The organism is Desulfoscipio gibsoniae DSM 7213, from assembly GCF_000233715.2.
GTDB lineage: Bacteria > Bacillota > Desulfotomaculia > Desulfotomaculales > Desulfallaceae > Sporotomaculum > Sporotomaculum gibsoniae.
Genome location: NC_021184.1, coordinates 3863230 through 3880779, shown reverse-complemented (window position 1 = coordinate 3880779; position 17550 = coordinate 3863230). Strand labels below are relative to the sequence as shown.

General features: G+C 46.3%; 9 protein-coding genes and 1 riboswitch. Of the genes, 8 read left to right on the top strand and 1 reads right to left on the bottom strand.

All coding sequences use genetic code 11. The annotated features are described in order from the left end of the window. Positions 1–12 precede the first annotated feature (12 nt). The 8 genes from DESGI_RS18265 to DESGI_RS18225 all read left to right on the top strand — a co-directional run bounded on the left by DESGI_RS18265 (position 13) and on the right by DESGI_RS18225 (position 13944). On the top strand, positions 13–3144 hold the full coding sequence (locus tag DESGI_RS18265) for a CoB--CoM heterodisulfide reductase iron-sulfur subunit A family protein (RefSeq protein ID WP_015618005.1): 3132 nt from the start codon (positions 13–15) through the stop codon (positions 3142–3144). Positions 3145–3177: 33 nt separating this feature from the next. After that, entirely contained in the window at positions 3178–4017 is an 840-nt protein-coding gene (locus DESGI_RS18260) for a hydrogenase iron-sulfur subunit (protein ID WP_015618004.1), read from the top strand. A gap of 75 nt (positions 4018–4092) precedes the next feature. After that, a riboswitch (molybdenum cofactor riboswitch) is annotated at positions 4093–4213 on the top strand. Positions 4214–4508: 295 nt separating this feature from the next. Continuing rightward, positions 4509–6233: a molybdenum cofactor synthesis domain-containing protein gene (locus DESGI_RS18250; RefSeq protein ID WP_006520548.1), complete on the top strand. Its 1725-nt coding sequence runs from the start codon at positions 4509–4511 to the stop codon at positions 6231–6233. 40 nt (positions 6234–6273) lie between these two features. Next, positions 6274–7404: a radical SAM/SPASM domain-containing protein gene (locus DESGI_RS18245; RefSeq protein WP_006520547.1), complete on the top strand. Its 1131-nt coding sequence runs from the start codon at positions 6274–6276 to the stop codon at positions 7402–7404. Positions 7405–7440: 36 nt separating this feature from the next. Next, on the top strand, positions 7441–9465 hold the full coding sequence (locus DESGI_RS18240; protein ID WP_245561117.1) for a sigma-54-dependent Fis family transcriptional regulator: 2025 nt from the start codon (positions 7441–7443) through the stop codon (positions 9463–9465). A 255-nt stretch (positions 9466–9720) separates the two neighbouring features. Next, positions 9721–11799 (top strand): molybdopterin-containing oxidoreductase family protein, encoded by a 2079-nt coding sequence (locus tag DESGI_RS18235; protein WP_006520545.1) that lies wholly within the window; start codon positions 9721–9723, stop codon positions 11797–11799. Positions 11800–12075: 276 nt separating this feature from the next. Then, positions 12076–12546, top strand: coding sequence for a MarR family transcriptional regulator (locus DESGI_RS18230; protein WP_041285682.1), 471 nt, complete (start codon positions 12076–12078; stop codon positions 12544–12546). 30 nt (positions 12547–12576) lie between these two features. After that, positions 12577–13944, top strand: coding sequence for an MATE family efflux transporter (locus tag DESGI_RS18225; protein ID WP_006520543.1), 1368 nt, complete (start codon positions 12577–12579; stop codon positions 13942–13944). Positions 13945–14208: 264 nt separating this feature from the next. On the opposite strand, the gene DESGI_RS18220 is transcribed toward DESGI_RS18225, so the two are convergent. After that, a complete protein-coding gene (locus tag DESGI_RS18220) occupies positions 14209–17532 on the bottom strand; it encodes a Tc toxin subunit A-related protein (RefSeq protein WP_006520542.1) in 3324 nt (1107 codons plus the stop codon). Between the last annotated feature and the right edge of the window lie 18 nt (positions 17533–17550).

Genomic DNA, 17550 nt, shown 5'->3' with positions numbered 1-17550 from the left:
AGGTGATAGAAAGTGGAAGAATTATTGAAAGAAAAAATCGAGCAACTCTGCAAAAGCCGAGGTGACAGTAATTTTGGCGACGTAATGATAGTAGGCGGCGGAATCAGTGGCATACAGGCCTCCCTAGACCTGGCCACCGCCGGTTTTAAAGTCTACCTGGTGGAAAAAGCGCCCAGCATCGGCGGCCATATGGCCCAGCTGGACAAAACCTTTCCCACTAACGACTGCTCCATGTGAATACTCTCGCCCAAGCTGGTCGAGGTCGGCCGGCATCAAAACATAGAAGTCTTCACCTATACCGAAGTAGAAAAAGTAGTGGGAGAAGCGGGCAACTTCAAAGTAACATTAAACAAAAAGCCCAAATATATCGACGAGAGCCAATGCACCGGCTGTACAACCTGCGTAGAATACTGCCCGGTCCAATACCCGGACCAATTCAACCAGGAAATATCAAACAACAAAGCAGTCCATATCTACTTCCCGCAGGCTATACCACTCGTCGCCTATATAGACGAAAGCTGTCTATACCTTAAAGAAAATAAATGCCGTATCTGCGAAGGCGTATGTAAAAACAACGCCATCGACTTTAACCAAACTCAGGAAACCAAAGAAATAAACGTAGGCGCAATAATCCTGGCCACCGGCTTTGAACCCTATGATCCAAAAGAGCGGGCGGAATATCGCTACGGCGAATTCGAGAACGTCATAACCAGCATGGACTTTGAGCGGCTGCTGAGCTCCACCGGACCATACTCAGGTGAAATACTGCGCAACTCGGACAAAAAACATCCCCATAAAATAGCCTGGATCCAATGCGTCGGCTCCAGACAAGTAACCCCGGGCGGCAACAGCTATTGTTCAGCCGTATGCTGCACCTATGCTCAAAAACACGTAATCTTAACCAAAGACCACGACGCAGAAGCCGAGTGCACCATATTCCATAACGACATCCGCTCCTACGGCAAGGACTTTGAGCAGTTCTATGAAAGAACAGCCAACCTGCCCGGAGTCCGGTTTATCAGAAGCTACACATCAATAGTGCGCGAAGACCCGGAAACCAAAAACGTCACAGTACGCTACTCCACCACCGACGATGGAGTAAAAGAAGAAGAATTCGATATGGTAGTACTATCAGTCGGATTAAATCCCCCGGTCGACGCGCAAGGCATAGCCAAAAAATTCGGCATAGAACTAAACAACCATGACTTTTGCAAAATCAACCCCGTCAACCCAATGGAGACCAACAGACCCGGGATATTTGTAAGCGGAGCCTTCCAGGGCCCTACAGACATACCCGAATCAGTCTTCAGCGCCAGCGGAGCCGGCTCCCAATGCGGAGAACTCCTGGATTACAGGCGGGGAAATCTGGCTAAAGAAAGGATATATCCTCCGGAACAGGATGTCTCCCAAGAAGAGCCGAAGGTAGGAGTATTTGTATGCCATTGTGGAGCTAACATCTCCAGAATAGTAAACGTACCATCAACAGTAGAATATGCACTAACCTTACCCAACGTCGTCTACGCCCAGGAACAACTGTTTTCATGCGCCACCAACTCCGCCCAGGAAATAACAGACATGATCAAAGAAAAAGGACTCAACCGGGTGGTAGTCGCCGCCTGCTCCCCCAGGACCCTGGAACCGTTATTCAGGGACACCCTTCGGGAAGCGGGAATAAACCAATATTACTACGAAATGGCCAACATCAGAGAACATAACTCCTGGGTTCACGCCAAAGAAAAAGAAGCAGCCACCCAAAAAGCCAAAGACATAATCCGCATGTCGGTGGCGCGGGCTACCCATTTAGAACCCTTACAAGAATTTGACCTGCCGGTAAACAAAACCGCATTAGTAGTAGGCGGCGGTATAGCCGGCATGAACTGCGCACTCTCCATAGCCAACCAGGGACATCAAGTCTACCTGATCGAAAAAGCAACAGACCTGGGCGGAATCGCGCGAAAACTGCATTATACCCTGGAAGGCCTGGATGTACAATCGTACTTGCGTGAACTTGAACGCAAAGTATATCAAAACCCACTGATACACGTATATACCAGCGCCACCATCATGGAAGCCACCGGCTACATCGGCAACTTCGTAACCAAAGTCAAGTCCGACCGGGGCGTAACAGAAATAAAACATGGCGCAGCCGTCATCGCCATCGGTGCAGATGTATACAAACCCACCGAATACCTTTACGGAGAAGACGACCGGGTAATGACCCACCTGGAACTGGAAGAACAAATCGCCGGACAAGACCAAAGGCTCATTGACGCCGAAAGCCTAGTCATGATCCAATGCGTGGGCTGCAGAAACGAAGACAGAAAATACTGCAGCCGGGTATGCTGCAGCGAATCCATAAAGAACGCCCTAAAACTAAGAGAACTAAACCCCGAAATGGACATCTACATTCTTTTCAGAGATATGAGAACATACGGACTCAAAGAAGATTATTACCGTGAAGCGGCAAGTAAAGACATAAGATTCATCCGCTACGAGCCGCAGGATAAACCTGAAGTAGAAGCCGGCGAATCGGATGAAGGCCGGCCCGTTCTAAAAGTAACCGTAACCGACCTGATTTTAGGTAAAAAGCTGGAAATAGATGCAGATCTACTCACATTAGCAGCCGCCGTCATACCATCTGCAGCAACCAAAGAAATAGCCGATTTATTCAAAGTAACCCTGAGCCCCGACGGCTTCTTCAAAGAAGCCCACGTCAAATTAAGACCTGTAGAATTCGGCACAGACGGCGTTTACCTATGTGGACTGGCACACTATCCCAAGCTAATACCGGAAACCATAAACCAGGCTTACGGAGCAGCCGGCCGGGTCTTAACGCTGCTCTCGCGTGACACAGTCGTCGCCTCGGGCTCAGTATGCGAAGTAAATGAGAAAAAATGCATGGGCTGCGGAGCATGTTCCTCGGTATGTACCTATGGCGCCATAGAACTTCGCGAAACACGACAGGGCAAAAAGGCAGTAGTAAATCCTGTGCTCTGCAAAGGAGATGGTCTTTGTAACGCCAAGTGTCCGACAGGGGCTATTACACTCAAACACTTTAACGACAAAGAAATAATGAGCCAAATTGACGTCGTAATACCAGAAGCAGAAATCATAAAACAAATTGACGCGGCGGTAGGAGAATAGAACCTGGATTACAAACAAAGGTGGTGAGGACGAATGAGTACAGGACATAAATTTACACCAAGAATACTGGGTTTTGTATGCCATTGGTGAGTATACGGCGCTGCTGACTTGGCTGGCGTGTCCAGACTACAATATACAACAGAAATGAGACTTATCCGGGTCATGTGTTCCGGAAGAGTTGACCTGGCACATGTACTCAGAGCCTTCTCAAATGGAATAGATGGAGTATTTATCGGCGGTTGCCGTTTAGGTGAATGTAACTATATTACCCATGGAAATTACCACGCACTAAACATGGTGCTTCTGGGTAGAAGAATAATAGAACACCTGGGATTAAACCCCGAAAGATTAAGAATCGAATTTATGTCCGGCAGTGAGGGAAACCTTTTTGCCGAAGTTGTTAACGATTTTGTCAAGCAGGTGAAGAACTTAGGGCCACTTGCCAAAGGGGAAGGCATAGACGAAAAAGAACTTCAGGCCAAACTCGCAGAAGTTACAAAGCTAGTCCCCTACATTAAAGTGGTCAAGCAGGAAAAACTGGCGGCACGTCTTGGGAACCCGGAAGAATACGACGGGCATTTCACAAGTGAAGAAATAGATAAGCTATTTAGTGAAGTAATCTCGTACTATATTGACCCCGAGAAGTGCCAGGCCTGTATGACTTGCGCGAGAAGATGCCCTGCAGAGGCGATCATAAGTGCCAAGAAACAGATCCATGTAATTGATCAGGATAAATGCATCAAATGCGGAACCTGCTTTGAAGCTTGCCCACCTCGTTTTGGTGCCGTGACCAGGATTTCCGGCGGGCCTGTTCCGCCTCCTATTCCTGAGGGAGAAAGAGCTGTTATCAGGAAGAGTAAAGAAGCCATGTAAAACAAGGGAAACTCGCTTAAACTTTTATGGTAAAGCCTTGTTCACTCTACGATTAAAGAAATACTTTTTATAATATTATAGTGTGCTCTCCGAGCCAGATAGCCTAAAGCATTGATGCCACGGTTTATTGGCCGTAAGGGTACGTTGGGAAACCGGCGTGCCTTCCACTGCGAAAAGGAGACCTGGATGCGGCATTTATGCCGGGCTAGCTTTGCTTTTCGCAAAACCGCCCGGCATTTTGCTTTTCTCCAAACCTGTCAGGAAAGGGACCGGTTAAGCAATAATGCAGACGACACGCATGGGGCATCAATAAATAATCTATAAAACCAGGCGGTATCATTATGTTAAACAGTCTCAAAATAAACAGCATTGAGAAAAAATGATGGCGCTCCGGTGCCGGAAAACGCTGATTCTGTAATTTAGTTTGAAATACAAGAGAGGAACGGTTTTGTAAAAATATTCCGCAGATTTGCAGCGGGGAGAGTATCAAAATGAGAAATAAAAATTTAACGGTATCCATTGAAGAAGAAGCGCAAAAAATTGTTCTAAATTCTGTTGGCTCTCTAAATTGTAGCAACATTTCTACCAAGGAAGCATCCAATCGTGTTTTAAATGAGGATATTGTACCGGATATATTGATAACTCCTGCGGATAATTCCGCAATGGAAGGTTATGCAATAATCCCGGATGGCGCACTTGGGTCATCAAAAAGGAATTCTATAAGGCTTCAAATTATAGGAGAAATACAAGCAGACGGTTACATTATCGGTAAACAAGTATCAAAAGGGACGGCAATGAGAATAATGACCGGTTCACCGATACTGGAAAGCGTTAATTCATTAATTCAGCTTGAAGCTACGAAAGAAGAAGCCGGCTATGTAAAAATGTTTTATCCCATGGTCAAGACTAACTATGTCGAAGAGGAATTATTAAAAACACTGGGCGGTCCCGAAAAGGCTTTCATAAATATCAATATCCCCAAAGATTATTACGCCATCTTGCCCCATGGTTGGAGAAGGAACTTAGCCCTGGAACAAGCCCGTGATCTCTTACTGCAGCATGCGGTCGTCTGTCCGGGGGATCGGCTGCCTTTAATGGAAGCTTTGGGACGTACAATTCGGGAAGACCTGACGGTTCAGGAAGATATACCAGGATTTAATCGTTCTTTAGTTGACGGGTATGCCCTTCTAGGTCGGGATACCGAAAATGCCGGGGATAATGCCCCGGTCAGACTCCGGGTCCTTGAAGAAGTGGCGGCTGGGAGAAATCCTCATTTTCAAGTCTCGTCCGGGACGGCGATTAAAGTGATGACGGGTGCTCCCATTCCATCGGGGGCTGATGCGGTGGTCAAATATGAAGAGGTTTGTCGGGAGGGAGCGGATATCCTGGTTTATCGCCAGGTTCTGAAGGATACTAATGTAGCCGAAGCCGGCCAGGAAATAACAGCCGGTGAAAATGTTGTTTTCAAGGGGACGCCTGTCACCCCGTCCCTGCTTGGTTTGCTGGCTGCGGCAGGGTTTAATGAGATACCTGTTCATTCAGCAGTTAAAGTTGCTATTATCAGTACAGGCAGTGAATTGGCAGGGCTAGGCCAAACTCTTGGCGCCGGCCAGATTTATAATAGCAATCAGTATTTCCTGACAGCTCTCCTCAAGACAATTGGGATAGAACCTGTTCCATTGGGAATTGTGCCTGACGAAACGGCAAAAATAGCTGATCTTGTGCATGCCGCCTTGAGAAAAGCGGATTTGGTCATTACAACGGGAGGAGTATCAGCCGGGGATTATGACCTGGTTGAAAATGCCCTGGTTATAGCGGGGGTTGAAAGCCTGTTTTCAGGAGTAACTGTCAGGCCCGGCAAGTCCTTTGTGGCGGGAAAGAAAGACGGTAAATTAATCCTGGGTTTATCAGGTCATCCGGGAGCTGCATTTACTTCTTTTGAGCTGTTGGTTAAACCGGTTTTGAAAAAGATGATGGGTTATAAAGATGTACTGCCACGTAAGGTAGAGGTTATTCTATCCAGCGATTACCATAAAAGTGATGCAAGAAGGTTGAAGGCAGCCAGGCTCTTAATTGAAGGAGGCATTGCCAGGGCAAAAATCCTTACCGGGCAGGGTATTTTGAGAACAATGGCAGATTGTAACTTGTTTGTGGATATACCACCCGGCCAAGGTATGCTTGCGGCGGGAGAAAAAGTTTCAGCATATATGATATGAAAAACACCTACAGAAAGAATAGAAAGACGAGGTTTAAATTATGAGAAGAGTAACTGAACATGTTAAACAATTAAAAAAAATGTATTCCATTGATGATGGAAGATTGAAGGGAGAGGGGGGTTGGGGGAAACTTCCTCTCTTCTGGTTCATTTTATTCCTATCATACAAGTGCACAAGAAGATGTGACTATTGTTATGCTTTTAATCAGGTTGGTGATGATAATAAATCGGAAATGGATGAGAACACATTCTCAAGACTATTAGAGTGGATTCCAGAGGTTTGGAAAGTTAATAATGTTAAAGTTAATACCATTCTTTTCCTTGGCGGAGAACCATTGTTAAGAACGGATAGAATTAAGAAAATTATGGATGCTGTCGATAAAAATACTAATGGCATCATGCAAGGAAATATTTATACAAATGGTGATTTGGTAGATAGTGTAAATTGGGATGATCTTGAAGGTATCCGATGGATAACAACAAATGTTACGGATATTAGTATTCAAGAATTATCGAGAAGAATGAAGATAATTGGTGAAAGATCAAATGTTATTGGCCAAACAATAGTAGCTACTATGGATGATTATAACTTGGATAGAATTATTGATATAACAAGATTCGGTTTAGAAAATGGATATCGTTTAAGGTACCAAAAAAATTTATTTAAAGAGTCAGACACTGAATACAAGAAAAGATTGTTGAAGAGATACCATGAATTATGTGATTTGTTGGAAAATTATATCGTTAAGGGATATGATGTTCATACTACTTTCTTGTTGGATACTTTAATTCCTTTATGGGATCTTGAATCTTCTCCGTATCCTTGTGGAAAAAGAATTGCTGCAGTATTTCCCGATGGAACGGTTGGGCCATGTATTAGAGACCATTCATTTAAAACCGGAACTATTTTTGACCCAGATCCTTTAAGTAAAATACAATGTGACATATATCATTATGATCTTGCAAAACCGGGCATCCCTGACGAATGTAAAGAATGTGAATCTAAAACCACCTGTCAGGGGGGATGTCCGCATGATAAATTGTTGTTGACCGGTACTGCATCAGGAAAATCTGCTGCATGTGATATACATAAAGAAATTATTCCGAGATTAAGATATTTAGATAAATTAAAAACAACTCGGGTCCAGATGCATAAAGGGCAAATGAGATAATCATTATTTTTATTCTCATAACCGCAGAAAAGGCATTTGGGTAGAGAGGATGAGCATATAGTGGTGCCCGATCAAGAAACATTAAGGGCCGCTTGGAAAGCTTTTGTAGATGATCAAGAGGATAACTATCGACATGTCAGGCCTACAATACTTGAATCTTGGAAACGATGCCGGCAGGCTAAGGTCAACCCGTTTCAAAAGTATGTTTATAAAACCCAAAACCAGGAATTGTTAGAAGAGAAAAAGAGAAAGAACTGTGATTGGTTAGAAATAGCTCGCCCGGTAATGACAACTTTATATCGTTTGGTTGCGGGGTCAGGCTTTATAGTCACCGTTAGCGACACTGAGGGCATATTGTTGGAAATTTTAGGTGATCAAGAGGTAATTGATGATATTGCCCGGGGGAATTTTGTTCCGGGGGCCAGTTGGAGCGAGGAGAATGCCGGTACAAATGGTGTGGGAACCGCACTGGTTGTTGGTCAGCCGCTGCAAATTTTTAGCTATGAGCATTATTGTGTCTGTTCGCATCGCTCGACTTGCTCAGCTGCACCAATTCATGGTATTGACGGAACAATTGTTGGCGTGCTCAACATGACCGGATCTTATGAAAAAGTGCATCCCCATACGTTGGGTATGGTTGTGGCCGGCGCAGACGCGATTACCCGGCAGATGGCAAGTGAAAAAGCCTGGTTGGAACGTAATGTGGCTAATAGGTTTAGGGATGCGGTGATGGAGTCAATCTCGGAGGGAATCCTTGCAACGGACCGCAGTCATACCATAATCCAGATGAATCACGCTGCTGCTGACCTGCTGTTTACTAAACCTGAATTGACTATCGGCAAAGATGTGCGCGAAGTTTTGCAAGGTGGTGGTGAGGACTGGGAATCTATTGTAACGGGCGAGAAATTTATTACCGACCTTGAACAAGACATCGTCACACCCTTTGGTATAGCCAAAATATCAGTTACCTCTCGTCCGGTCCGGGCACAGGATGGGCAAAACGAGGGCACTGTTTTGCTGCTGACAGCAATGAACCGCGTAAGGAAATTGGCTCAAAGAATGAGTGGGGCTGTTGCCAGGTTTTCTTTTGAAAATATGATCGGTGAAGATCCCGGTTTCAAAGACTGCTTAATCCAGGCCAAATCTGCTGCTCGTAGTGATGCTACCGTGTTATTACTTGGTGAGAGCGGTACCGGAAAGGATATTTTAGCTCAAGCCATACATAATGAAAGCCTGCGATCCTCCGGGCCTTTTGTGGCGATAAATTGCGGAGCCATCCCCCGCGACCTTATTGGTAGTGAATTATTCGGTTATACAGAAGGAGCTTTTACCGGCGCCAAGAAGGGCGGTAGTCCGGGAAAGTTTGAACTTGCCGATGGGGGAACTATCTTTCTTGATGAAATCGGGGATATGCCTCCGGAACAACAGGCTACCTTGCTTAGAGTTTTGGAACATAAATCAATTACACGTATTGGCGGATATAAAGTATTGCCCATTAATGTGCGTATAATTGCCGCAACCAATCGAGATTTGGGCTTAGAAGTCAAACGGGGGAATTTTCGGCAGGACCTGTATTACCGCCTTAATGTTTTTTCAATACGTTTAATGCCGCTAAGGGAACGCAAAGAGGACATTGAATTGTTGTTTAAGCATTTTTTAGAAAGGTTTTGTGCTCAGACAGGAAAGCCTGTTACCTATATTGCCCCGGGCTTATGGCCATTAATTAAAGCTTATGATTGGCCCGGCAATATTCGTGAATTGCAGAATGCCGTAGAAAGAGCCCTTCACTACCTTATAGATTCATCCTTGGGTACAGAACACCTGCCGGAAGAGGTGCAAAAGGTTGGGAGTATACTTAAATGTAATGTTAATTCAAATAAAGCTGAGTTAGTGAACGTTGAAAACGAAAAAGTAACAATTATTAAGTTGCTGCATGAGAACGGGGGAAATATTTCATATACTGCAAAGAAATTAGGTATTGCCCGGACCACTTTGTATCGCAGGTTAGTGAAGTATGGGCTACATCGAAATAAATCATTTATGACTGATTACGATACCTGATGTCCTTAATTGCTTTAATAGTCAATTGTTACTAGCGCTACAATTGTAGCGCCGATACATTTGTAGCGACGCTACAATTGCACAAGCTGGATACTATTTTTATGGTAACTTTAATAGGCGGGAGGCCAGGCCTAATGGCATTCCGCCTATTTCTATTGCACTTGCCCCGGGTGCTGATGGAAGTGGCATAGAATTTGCTTATACATATAATTGCAATACGGTAAGTTAATTTAAAAATCAAGGAGGACGTGAAAAATGACAGCAGCTAACAGGAAAACGTTTTATACAGGATGTGTCCTTTGTTATCACAGCTGCGGGGCGGAAGTGACCGTTGAAGACGGCAGGGTAGTTAAAGTTAGCGGGCTGAAATCCCATCCTCTTAATAAGGGAGAGCTTTGTCCCAAAGGCGAGGCGATGATTGAACAATTATATCATCCCGATCGGCTCAAGTACCCCTTAAAAAAAGTAGACGGGAAATGGGAAAGAATCACCTGGGAACAGGCTCTTTCAGAGATAGCATTCAAATTGAACGACCTGAAAGAAAAGTACGGCCCTTCTGTAAACGCTTTCTTTTGCGGCTCCATTGGTGTGGAGAGTCTGGAGATGGTTTCCTTAACGCACAGGTTCAGGGCTGCCCTGGATTCTCCGCAATTCTTTTCCGTTGAGAGCATCTGCTACCGGATGAGAATTCGCAGCAGACAGATAACTTTCGGGAAATACCCTGTGGAAGAAATGGATTCATCTCTTTACGTATTGTGGGGGCACAATCCGGATGCCTCGGACTTTCCCCTATCGCTCAGCATCAAGGAGAATCTGAAAAAAGGGTCCAAGGTAGTAGTAATCGACCCCCGGAAAATCCCCCTTGCCGATCAAGCTGAAATGTATATGGCGATCAGGCCGGGCACGGATGGAGCCCTTGCCCTTGCACTCATTAATGTGATTATCAATGAGAAGCTATATGACGCTGATTTTGTAGAAAAATGGACTTATGGTTTTGACCAGCTAGTACCCCACATCCAGCAGTATACCCCTGAATGGGCCGAGGGGATTACCGGGGTGCGGGCGGATGATATACGGGCCTTGGCCCGCCTTTTCTCTAAAACGAAGGGTGCCAGTATCTACCAGGGCACCTGTACCCAGGATCAAAGCGCCAACGGGAGCCAGACGGACCGGGCAATTGCAATACTCCAGTCCATTACTGGAAACATCAACGTTCCCGGGGGTTGGGTTATAAGTCCCAGGTTAAGGCTGGCCAATATCAGCCTTCCCTGCGAGGGAAAACCCCTCGGGGCTGATAAGTATCCGCTATTTTATGAGTTATGGGGTAGAACGAGCCCTTATGCTGTCCAGAACATGGTTCCTGAGAGTATCCCCGATAAACTGAAGTCGTTTATTGTTGTCGGCGGCAATCCACTGGTTACAATGCCTGATTCCAATGCGCTTAAGGAAGCATACCGGAAGCTCGACCTGCTCGTGGTGTACGAGATGTTTATGTCGGAGACAGCCCAAGAAGCCCATTATGTTTTACCTGCTGCCCACCAGCTTGAGTACTGTTCCCTTGCCTATAACTATAACGTATGCCATAGCATGCCTTATGTTATGCTGAGGGAGAAGGCTATAGAGCCCTATTATGAAAGCAAATCCATTCTGTCTTTCTACACTGAGCTTGCTCAAGCGTGCGGCATAGGCGATAAGTTCCACTGGAAGTCCGATGAGGAACTGGTAGCCGAAGAAATTGCCCCCAGCGGGGTTGATTTTGAAACCCTCAGCCAGAACAGGGGAGGCGTCTATTATAAAGAAAGGTCCTACGGGATTGATGAAAAAACTTTTGCCACGCCGACCGGTAAAATAGAAATATATAGCCAGGCCTATAAGGACGTGGGGTTTGACCCTCTGCCGACTTATCTGGAACCCAGCAAGAGTCCCCAGGGACCACTCTGGAAAGAACTTGGGGATAAGTACCCACTGGTACTATCCACCGGGACAAGGTCCTTAATTTATAATAATAGTCAACTGCATAATATCAAAGCGCTTCAACTTGAGGAGCCATATCCCAAGGCTGAGATAGGCCCGCAAACCGCTGCGAAGTATGGAGTGTCGCACGAAGATGATGTTATCATTGAGACTGACCGGGGATGGGTTAAGATGAAAGCTCATGTGGATGAAAGAATAATGGAGGGTGTGGTACTTGTTCCTCACGGCTGGCATGGAGAAGCCAATTGCAACAGGTTGACGGACTGCCAGTGCCGGGAACCGATAATGGGTTACCCTCAGTTCAAAGGTTTGCTTTGCAATATCAGGAAGGCAGGAGAACCGCAACTTGCAGGCAATTGAAGGGGCAGAAATAACCGGGCTATCCATGGAGCCGTATAGGTACAAAAAAAAGAAATAAAAAAACTAAAGTTAAAAGTGAAGTTGGCTCTTACTCCTCATAAAGAGGGGCAAGGGCTGTTTTTATTTTCTTAGTTAAAGGCAAAAGTATTTGTAATTTCATCCCCGCCCTATTGATTCATTATATCTTTTCAACTATAATAGTTAAATATTTAAAATGTTAGAATTCTAACATTTTAATCGATAGCTAATACGAATTAGGAAATAAAATATTTGCTTATGGAGGTGGTGAACATAAATTTTGATACAGCAAAAGAGATCCAAAACTTATTATTTGCCTTCATGGGGTTATTTCACGAAAAGTTTCTTCTTCGCCTTAGACAAGAATATCACGATTCTAACTGTATGCCATGCTTAAAAAAGAACCATATAAAAATCTTAAATATTTTGTACCAAAAAGATCACATAACCTCAACCGAGATTGGTAAAATGCTTGATATCGAAAAAGGTAGTCTTACCACACTGATCGACCTGCTGGAAAAGGAGGACTTCGTGACCCGCTCGGATGATCCCATGGATCGCAGGAAAACTCTAATATGCCTGAGCCCTCGTGGGAGGGAAGAGATGGATCGCGTCATGGATTTTTGTGCCCGAAAAATGGATGATATATTACACGATATTGATTCAAATGAAATTCAACAATTTCTTGCAACTTTAAAATACGCGGTTAAGTTTATGAAAGAAATATAAAGAAGCTATAAAGAAAGGTTAATGTATTTTATGAAAAAAAATTTAGACCTTAGGAATGTAAATATCGGCAAGCTGCTCTTGGAATTTTCATTGCCCGCAATTATCGGTATGTCAGTAAATGCCCTTTACAATATTATATCTCGCATATTTGTGGGTCAAGGTGTGAATTTCCTCGCTATTGCTGCCGTCACGGTAGCTCTCCCGATTATGATTCTTTTATTTGCCGTTGCCATGCTGATCGGTATTGGCGCCACGGCAATGATTTCGATTCGTCTCGGAGAACAAAAAAAAGAGGAAGCAAATAAGATAGCAGGTAATGCCACTCTTTTATTAATACTATTACCCTTAACAATTTCAGGTATTTATTTTCTATTTTCTGATCCGATCCTAAGGTTATTTGGTGCTACCAGTCAGGAGGTTTTACCTTACGCCCGGGATTATATCCATATTATTATGTTGGGTGCCGTACCGGGAGCAATTTCTTTTGGATTAAATAACTTTATCCGGGCCGAAGGAAATCCCCGGTTTGCGATGTTCACCCAAATCATTGGTGGTGTGGTCAGTATTGTTTTAAACTATGTTTTTATTTTCCAACTAGGGATGGGTATCAAAGGATCCGCTCTGGGAACTATTATTGGTCAAATCGTGTCAGCGATTTGGGTGATTAGTTATTTCCTTCGGGGAACAAGCCAAATTAAAATTAAACTTATAAACATGAAACCTCAGATTTCCATTGTTATGAAAATTATGGCCATTGGATTTGCACCTTTTGCCATGCAAATAGCCAATAGTATTCAGCAAACAATTTTAAATAAAATCGTATTGTCCTATGGTGGAGATCTAGCCCTTTCAGCGGTTGGCATTATCATGAGTGTGGGAATGATACTAATCATGCCAATTGTCGGGATCAGTCAGGGAGCCCAGCCTATAATCGGCTATAATTATGGAGCTAGGAGCTACGATAGAGTAAAAGAAGCACTGAAAAAAGGAATTTTGGCCAGTACGGTCATGGCCGTCGTTGGTTTCGTCTCCATTCGATTTTTTGCTACACCGCTTGTAGAACTCTTTAGCAAAGGGGATACTGCCCTGACCCAATTGACAGTTCACGCTCTGGTAATATTTTTTACCTGTCTCCCCATTGTGGGCTTCCAGATCCTGGGTTCAAGTTACTTCCAGGCTGTAGGTAAACCAATACAATCGACGATCCTCAGCTTATCAAGGCAGGTGCTTATCTTTATTCCACTACTGCTGATTTTGCCCAACTTCTGGGGAATTGAGGGAGTTTGGAGAACGGCACCAATTGCAGATGCTTTAGCCGTACTTCTGACATCCACATTGCTATTTTATGAGATGAAGAATATACCTCAGAAACCAGTTTTGGCTATGGAGTCAAACTAAATCACAGTGTATGGTATAATGTTTAACTGCGAGTGATTATTAGTGGTTGCTAACAAGTAACTGATTTTAGAAATTAAAAGTTTACTGCCAACTGAAAGGTATCGCCTCCCAGTAAAAAAGAAAAGGGTTGCGGGATTAATTCCGTAGCCCTTTTCTTCTTAAGCAAGGATTTGGATAATTCCTAATAGCAAAGAAGATATAGCAGAGGAGATGAATCTATGAATTATATCGTATCAATGCATATTTTTTAATATACTGGCGATGCTACGCGCCCCAGGTCACTGCGATCCACATGTCGGCCATTGTACTAGTGTTGAAAAAGAGTTTCAATTTTGCCACCGGATTAGCGGGCATTCCTATATTAACCAGCTTGCCGACAAGCAGACCGCCCAGGGCTGCATCCTTGAGGAGTGTGTCTATATTGGCAGTATCATTATCATCGGCTTTGTCGGCGACTTGGACTGAAGCCTCTGGGCTCCGGGCCAGGATGTCCACACGCGCGATGCTGTTCAGGCGGCCCTGACTCCAAAATGGGTAATGCTCCTCCCGGAGGTTGATCGATAGTTCAAATCGTTGGTTGGGTTCGTGATCCTGGCTCTTAAATTTAGCCCATTCAGTCGGAAACTCATGGCGCACGGAGAACAATCGCACTGAACCGGCGGCCTGGCCACTGGCGAGCAGCTCCTTGATGTTTGCGACGGCACCATTGCGCAGCAGTTCGCCGCCTTCCCGGGCGGTATAGCGGATGTGTAAAATGACATCGCTAATGGTGTCGTAATCGAACTGTGCCGGGTCATCCTTGCTGGGATCCGCCGGGAGTTGCAGCTGCCACTCGCTGATCACGCCTGAGTTTTCGAAGGGCAAATATCGCTCGTCGCGCAGATTGGTCTCGAACAAACCACTATCGTTTTGAGCGGAACTGGTGACGATGGATTGCAGACTGCCGAAGTAATCACTGAAACGATCGTCTTCGGCATCCTGCCGGGCATACATTCCATCACGCAATACCTGTGTTTTACGGATGCTGCTTTTCAGTAGCGTCAGGGTGCAGTTGACGCCGGCGTAAGGACCGGTGATACAAGGGATGCTCACCGCAACGGTTTTGATGCGCCGGAAATAGTGGCCGGGGCCGTCCATGTCGAAAAGCGCCTCGGGCAGCCGCACCGTGCAGCGGCCGGTGGTGCGCAGTTGGATGAGCGCGAACGGGTCAACCTGGAGCAGGCTGATGTGCTTGGTCAATTCGTATTCGCGCTGGTTGAGGTCATGATAGGCCATTTCCATGCGCTTGAGGTCCTGGTAGAGTTTCTCCCCGGCCAGCAGGCCTTCTTTACCGGCCAGGTAGCCGAACTGGATATAGCTTAATTCGGGGTTGCCCAGCTCGTGCTGCAAGGCACGCTCGGCCTTTCTCGCAATATCGAAGGCGAATTGGAAGCACTGTGAATACAAGCCCTTGACCTCGCGCTTCATCCAGGCATAAAGCGCTTTATTGGTCTTCTTGCCGGTCTTCTCGGTGCCCTCTTCGTTCAGGAAGTACTCAATTTCTTCGGCGTGCTTTATCTGCTGGCGATGGTTCTTCAGTTCCTGCTCAGCGACGGCTTCCCGGATCTGCGCGGCGCGCAGTTGCTTGAAAATCTGGGTGATCTCGCCGGCCGCAAGGTTGCTTTGGAAGACCCAATCCTGCTCCCGGCGGGAGTAAGAGCCAATTCTTGCTGCGTTGCCCGACTCAAAGGCTTTCTTATCGGCATCAGTTTTCGCAAAGCTGGCCCAGAAGGACATTGTTCGTGAGAGCGCTGAGCCTCCGAAACTTATATGGCCTCCTATACCCCAGTAATGAAAATCAAAACCAAGTTCTGGAAGCAGGCTCAAACCAGTGGCAATCTTGTCTTTCGTTGCCGCATCTTCGTTTAATTCACGGGCTGCGTGAATCTTGGCAATTTCTTCTCGTTCATAGCTGCTGATGATCTTGCCACCCGAGTCACCTAACTCCTGCGCAATATCCACCTGGATCTCGCGCGGTGCCACCTCCGATTCTTCCATCGTGAACTTCATCTTATCCAGGCTGTCCCTGTCCAGCTCACCCAGTTCCGGGATCGACTTGTTGATCTCATCGGTGTTCTTGCCCAATTGCCGCTCGTAATAGATATAGCGTTGTACGGCCAGTGCCAGTGATTTAAGCAAGCCTTCCTTGGACTTAATCGCCTCTTGTAGCTGGCCGTAGCGCACATGCTCGACCATCTCCATGACCACACGCTCGTGTTTGGCACGCAGGATAGCCAGCGCCTCGCCGTCTTCCTTTTCCATGGCTGAAAGCAGGTTGTTGCCCAGCGATTTAACCTCCTGGACAATTTCAGCGGCTTTCTGCACCAGCAGTTGGAAACGTACCAGCGGCAGCGGCTGATTAATGCCGTTAACGATCGCACCTACATCCAGACCGGCAGCGGCCGCACGCGCCAGCATGGCCGGGTCGATAGGCGGCTCGAACAAGGCGAGTTGGCGGAAAATACCCTGGATATTGAGGCTGTTGCGGATCTTGAATAAACGATCGGCAACGGTGTCCCAGTAGCTCAGCAGCTTGTCGTTGCGCGGTACACAGAAGTAGAGCGCTTTGCCCAGGCTGCGCAGCGTCGCCAGCCGGTCGTTTTCACCGGAGTCGTCAGTGGGAAGCGGCATCAGGTCGAAGGGCAGGTCTGCCTCCATATCGCGCATCACGGTGCCGAATTGTTTAAGATCATTCTGCAGATTGGCGTATGTCTGTGCGCGCACGGTACCCTTCTTGGGTACCGCCTGTGGCCGCGGTCCAAGGATATTGGCGGCCAAAACGTACAATTGCAGTGCCTCGTCAATGGCCTCGCCGGTGTCCTGCCGGAACAGTGAATCACCCCAGGCGATCAGGTTGTCCAGATACGCCATCACCGTCTTATACATATAAGCCTGCTGGCGGTAGCGGGCAATGACATGGGGGCGGAAAGGCGCATCCTTCCAGGCATTGATACTGTTGATGGTCTCATTGCGCAGCGTTTCGTCCGCCCCAATGGAAAGATTGACCAGGATTTCTTCGATCTTTCTTACATCGGTGTACTGGAATGGCCGCACCTTCCAGAAGCGCTCCGGTGTTGGGCCTTCGCTGTCGTCGGTGGGGTCAAAGAGGAAATGGAACCAGCGTTGCGCCTCGGCAAAGCGCTGATTCTTGCTCAGGTGGATTGCCATCGTGATCGGCACGTGAAAGAAAAGCTCCCAGTTATAAACGGAGTAGGCGCCGCTTGAGGTGAAGTCCAGTTCTTTAACCGGATAGGGTCGTTGCACCAGCTCCGTTGGTTCATACGCGTCAAAGAACTCCGCAAACAGCACGGGGCGTGGATTGCCGGAGTCATCATCCGGCACATACTCGGTATCCGCCGCTTGCAACCCGGCAGTACCCTTGCGGAGCAGGCGCTGCACCAGCTGCTGCACGTAAGGATGTTGATGCAGGTAAAAACGATAACTGACTTCACGCTCCTGAATGATGAAGTATTTGCGGTTTGTCGCGAAAACAACCGGCTCATTCTCAAAAAGTCCGTGGAAGTGTTTGGTTGGCGTTTGATAATTCATGCTATCTTCTCCTTTATC

Bases quoted from the DNA above. Each gene is read 5' to 3' on its own strand.
- DESGI_RS18235 (WP_006520545.1), top strand. From the start codon at position 9,721: ATGACAGCAGCTAACAGGAAAACGTTTTATACAGGATGTGTCCTTTGT.
- DESGI_RS18220 (WP_006520542.1), bottom strand. From the start codon at position 17,532: ATGAATTATCAAACGCCAACCAAACACTTCCACGGACTTTTTGAGAAT.
- DESGI_RS18225 (WP_006520543.1), top strand. From the start codon at position 12,577: ATGAAAAAAAATTTAGACCTTAGGAATGTAAATATCGGCAAGCTGCTC.
- DESGI_RS18245 (WP_006520547.1), top strand. From the start codon at position 6,274: ATGAGAAGAGTAACTGAACATGTTAAACAATTAAAAAAAATGTATTCC.
- DESGI_RS18230 (WP_041285682.1), top strand. From the start codon at position 12,076: ATGGAGGTGGTGAACATAAATTTTGATACAGCAAAAGAGATCCAAAAC.
- DESGI_RS18250 (WP_006520548.1), top strand. From the start codon at position 4,509: ATGAGAAATAAAAATTTAACGGTATCCATTGAAGAAGAAGCGCAAAAA.